Consider the following 4,764-nt stretch of genomic DNA (forward strand, 5'->3'; position numbering starts at 1 on the left):
ATTAAAAAATCAATTTACGAGAAAGATCTATTTACACAAAAGATTTGACAGTTTCGTAATTCATGATTATAGATTAAAAGAGATAATGACTAAATATGGAAAGGGGATATTTAATGACGATTCCAACGAAAATTGAAGTTCGTGGCGGACGAGTACATAACTTAAAGAATATTGACGTTGACATTCCTTTGAATAAATTTGTAGCAATTTCAGGACTGTCAGGCTCAGGAAAATCATCACTAGCAATGGGGATTCTTTATGAAGAAGGTTCAAGACGCTATCTTGATGCTCTGTCAACTTATATGCGTAGGCGAATTAAACAGGGAAATCAAGTTGATGTAACTAGCGTCAAACATATTCCCTCCGCATTAGCTTTACGGCAGCGTCCAAGTGTACCAAATGAGCGAGCTACAGTAGGAACCATGAGTGAGACTTTTAATGTTTTACGCTTAATTTTTTCTCGTTTGGGTTCTCCAGTTTGTCCTAATGGACACCGCTTGAAGCCGAGTTTGGCAATTGCAAAGGCAATGAGTATGTCAGGTGAGCAAATGGGACAATTAACTTGTCCAGTCTGTGGTGTAAAATTTTATGCACCAAGTGCCGAACAATTTGCTTTTAATTCAGATGGTGCATGTACTGAGTGTGGTGGAACTGGTAAGGTACGGCAACTAGATGAATCTAAACTGATTACGGATGAAAATTTGTCAATTAAAGATGGTGCAGTTGCATCTTGGAGCTTGCCAGGACGGAACTTTATGCCTAACGTTGCAGAGCATGCTGGTGTTAGGATCGACATTCCTTATAAAGATCTTACTGATAAAGAAAAAGATTTTGTCTTAAATGGTCCTGAAAAGAAATATAAAATGGACTTTTTATCAGGAACTGGCAGGGTATTTCATGATTTTAATGCCTTATATGAAAATGCTCGGCAAGCCGTTTACCGCTCAGCAAAGAGCAGCAAATCAGAACGTGCGCAAAAAAGAATAGCCGAATTCTTTACTTATTCGACTTGTCCACTTTGTCATGGTAGTCGTTTGAAACCAGAATTGTTACAACAGCTGATCGGTAAGCAAAATATTAATCAGGTGGCCGAAATGCAGTTAGGTGATTTAGTTACCTGGGTTAAAGATGTGCAAGCAACTTTACCAACTAATATGCATAAAATGGCTCATTCGATTATTCAGGAGTTTTTGGATAATTTGCAACCATTATTAGACTTAGGGCTAGACTATTTGACTATGGCTAGAAGTGGAAATACCTTATCGACAGGTGAATTGCAACGAATTCAATTAGCAAGAACATTACGTACTGAAACTACTGGAGTTTTATATGTCTTGGATGAGCCTTCTATTGGTCTCCATCCTGCTAATGTTGCAGGATTAATTAAGGTTTTACGAAAATTAGTTGCTCAGGGCAATTCATTAGTAGTTGTTGATCATAATGTTGACATTATTAAAGCAGCTGATGAGGTAATTGAGATTGGACCAGGTTCAGGTAAAAAAGGTGGTCAGATTTTGGATCAAGGTTCAATTACTGCAATCAAACATGATCAGCATTCTTTAATTCGACCATATTTGGATGGCAGTGCTAAGCTACTTGCCAGAGAGCCAGCCAATCAAATAAATTCCGATTCTATTTCATTTGAAGTAAAGCAATATTTTAATTTACATGATGTAAAAACTAAAATCCCACTAAACCAATTAACTGCAGTAACTGGTTTTTCAGGTGCCGGTAAAACTAGTTTGATTTTGGATAGTTTAGTGCCCGCTATTATAGCAAAAAGCAAAAGTGAAAAATTGCCAAAACAAATTAGTAGCTTTTCTAGCCCAATTTCAAATGTAGTAAGTGTTGATGCATCTCCAATTGGTAAAAGTACTCGGTCAACTGTAGCAACTTATACTTCAATTATGGACAATTTACGAAAGTTATATGCTAGTCAGCCACTCGCTAAAAAGAAGCATTATACGCCAAGTTGGTTTTCATATAATAATAAACAAGGAGCTTGTCCTACTTGTGGTGGTACAGGAATTGTGACTCTTGACATCCAATTTTTACCAGATATGCAACAAGTCTGTCCAACCTGTCATGGTGATCGTTATAATCAAGATGTACAAAAGGTGAAGTGGCATGATCTGTCAATTGTTGATGTCCTAAATCTAGATGTTAATGAAGCTCTACCGATTTTTGTTAAAGTGCCTAAGATTGAACGAGAGTTAAAATTGTTAAAAGAAGTAGGCTTGGATTACTTACATTTGGGAGAAGATACACCAACTTTGTCAGGTGGAGAAGCTCAGCGCCTTAAACTTGTTACTCATCTTAGTCATAAACAAAATGATACATTGTTTGTTTTCGATGAACCTACGATTGGCTTGCATCCTCTTGACGTGAAGGTTCTGGTCCAAGTAATGCAAAAGTTGTTAGATCAGGGAGCTACCATTATTACAATCACTCATGATTTAAATTTAATTGTCAATTGTGATTACATGATTGATTTAGGCCCACGTGGTGGTAAAAACGGTGGTCGGATTGTCCAAGAGGGTAAGCCTTTAGAATTAAAGCAAAAGCCTGAAAGTTTAACGGCACACTATTTGGCTAATTATTTACATGATTTCAAAAATCTATTTTAATATTATATGAAAATATCATTAAATAAATTTATAGCAAACTGTAGCTAAAAAATAAGACATAGGAAGAAATAATATTTGAAACAGATCTAAGATTAATGTAATATTAAATATATATTAACTGTCTACTCAATTTATACTAAGGTGAGAAAAATGAATTTGCTCAAACAGATCCGTGATCGAGGATTAATCTTAGATGGTGCAATGTCTACAGCTCTTGAGAAGTTAGGCATTGATACAAATAATGAACTTTGGACAGCAATTGCATTAGAACATAATCTTGCTCAAATTTATCAAGTACATATGAATTATTTTAAGGCTGGAGCCCAGATGGCAATTACTGATACTTATCAAGCAAATATCCCAGCTTTTGAAAAACATGGTTTTACACAAGACCAGGCTACTAAATTGATTACTAATGCAGTTCAAATTGCCAAAAAAGCCCGTGATGATTTTGCAAAGACAACGGGAATTCATAATTATGTAGCGGCTTCAGTAGGACCTTATGGTGCATATTTAGCTCAAGGGGATGAATTTCGCGGAGATTATTCTCTAACAACGGAGGAATATCTTAATTTTCATTTACCACGATTGAAGATTTTATTGGCAAATAAACCTGATTGTCTCGCACTTGAAACTCAGCCTAAATTGGATGAAGTTGTAGCAATCTTAGATTGGTTAAAGGAAAATGCTCCGGAAATTCCAGTGTATGTAAGTTTTACATTGCATGATACAACTAAAATTAGTGATGGCACTCCTTTAAAGCGGGTAGTGCAAAAGCTTAATGAATATGATCAAGTATTTGCGATTGGAGCCAATTGCTTTAAACCGTTTTTAGCAACTGCAGTGATTGATAAAATTCATGATTTTACTGATAAACAAATTGTCATTTATCCTAACTTGGGTGGCGTTTATAACGAATTTGAGCGCAATTGGATTCCATTTAATGCAAAATTCGATTTTAAAAAGTTAAGTCAAGAGTGGTATGAACATGGTGCTAGAATAATAGGTGGCTGTTGTTCGACTACCGAAAAAGAAATTGGCCAAATTTCCGCCTTTTTTAAGACAATTAACAATACTAAAAGCAAATCAGTTAAATCAGAGCTAAAAAAGGTTAAAAATGATAGCAATATACAAATTTGATTTTTAAGAATTCATATACTTTTTTTAAAATTTATCAAGTAAAAATCTTTATCTTTTTATTTTTATTTGATATTATAGTAGCGGAGCGTGTGATGAGCGCTCCGAGGATGAAAAGGCTAAGCAAGATGTTTCTTATGACATCTGCTGATAGGAAGAAATTTGAAGGTGTAGAAAAGCCATTAAGGACATTTTCCTTAGTGACTTTTTCTTTTTGCCCAAAATAAATAGCCGACTTATCGTCGACTATTTTTAATCTTAAAAATTATTTTTGTCTGTTTGTGGAGTAACTTTATCCCAAATTGCATCTACTAAGCCAATCCACATTAAGCCCATAGCAACTGAGCCGCAAACATCACTTGGCCAGTGAGCGTAGAGATAAACTCTTGAAATCATTACTAAAACAAGCCAAATAGCTAATAAAACAGTGAGCCAGATTTTAGCAGTTTTATTTTTAACTAAAGCTGGAATCAATATTAGTATTAGCCAGAAAACAATGATCGCCATTCCTAATGTGTGGCCACTAGGAAAACTGAAACCATCATCAGCAGCTAAGTGAGCAGCTGGTCGTGCCCGTTGGATTATATGTTTAACAATCCAACCAAAAGCATCAGCTGTAACTAGTGAAATGACAATACTTGCCGAAAGAGGACGCTGCTTTTTCAGCCAAAGAATGACTGCTATCAACAGCATCCAAACTAAGTCAACTTTAGTATCTGCTAAAAATGTAATTGCATGCATAATGCTCTGCAGATTAGGAATACTGTGGACTAAGCCTTCAAAGAAATTGTCAAAGCCAGTAACCCAACTTGCATGAGCCATAATAGAGAATGCAAGAATCAAAAAGATCGGTAATCCGATACAAATAGAATAAATATTTTTTTTGCGCATTTTTTCCTCGTTTATACTTATTTTTATAACAATAATGAGTTTATCATAGAATATGAAACTGTCAAATCTTTTGTGTAAATAGATCTTTCTCGTAAATTGATTTTTTAAT

At 35.1% G+C, this 4,764-nt stretch carries 3 protein-coding genes; 2 read left to right on the plus strand and 1 reads right to left on the minus strand.

Annotated elements, in window-relative coordinates; translation table 11 throughout:
- Positions 1-113: 113 nt before the first annotated feature.
- On the plus strand, positions 114-2,627 hold the full coding sequence (locus CP366_RS10110) for an excinuclease ABC subunit UvrA (RefSeq protein ID WP_089148117.1): 2,514 nt from the start codon (positions 114-116) through the stop codon (positions 2,625-2,627).
- A gap of 150 nt (positions 2,628-2,777) precedes the next feature.
- Positions 2,778-3,767, plus strand: a complete 990-nt coding sequence (gene mmuM / locus CP366_RS10115; RefSeq protein ID WP_057727053.1) for a homocysteine S-methyltransferase — start codon at positions 2,778-2,780, stop codon at positions 3,765-3,767.
- 255 nt (positions 3,768-4,022) lie between these two features.
- Here mmuM and CP366_RS10125 read toward each other — a convergent pair whose 3' ends face one another.
- Entirely contained in the window at positions 4,023-4,655 is a 633-nt protein-coding gene (locus CP366_RS10125) for a phosphatase PAP2 family protein (protein ID WP_061204700.1), read from the minus strand.
- Between the last annotated feature and the right edge of the window lie 109 nt (positions 4,656-4,764).

The sequence above is a fragment of the Lactobacillus sp. UMNPBX15 genome (assembly GCF_002553785.1).
In the GTDB taxonomy this organism is placed as follows: Bacteria; Bacillota; Bacilli; order Lactobacillales; family Lactobacillaceae; genus Lactobacillus; species Lactobacillus crispatus.

What these genes read in the sequence shown, in the direction of transcription:
- mmuM (WP_057727053.1), top strand. Translation starts at nt 2,778, where the DNA reads ATGAATTTGCTCAAACAGATCCGTGATCGAGGATTAATCTTAGATGGT.
- CP366_RS10125 (WP_061204700.1), bottom strand. Translation starts at nt 4,655, where the DNA reads ATGCGCAAAAAAAATATTTATTCTATTTGTATCGGATTACCGATCTTT.
- CP366_RS10110 (WP_089148117.1), top strand. Translation starts at nt 114, where the DNA reads ATGACGATTCCAACGAAAATTGAAGTTCGTGGCGGACGAGTACATAAC.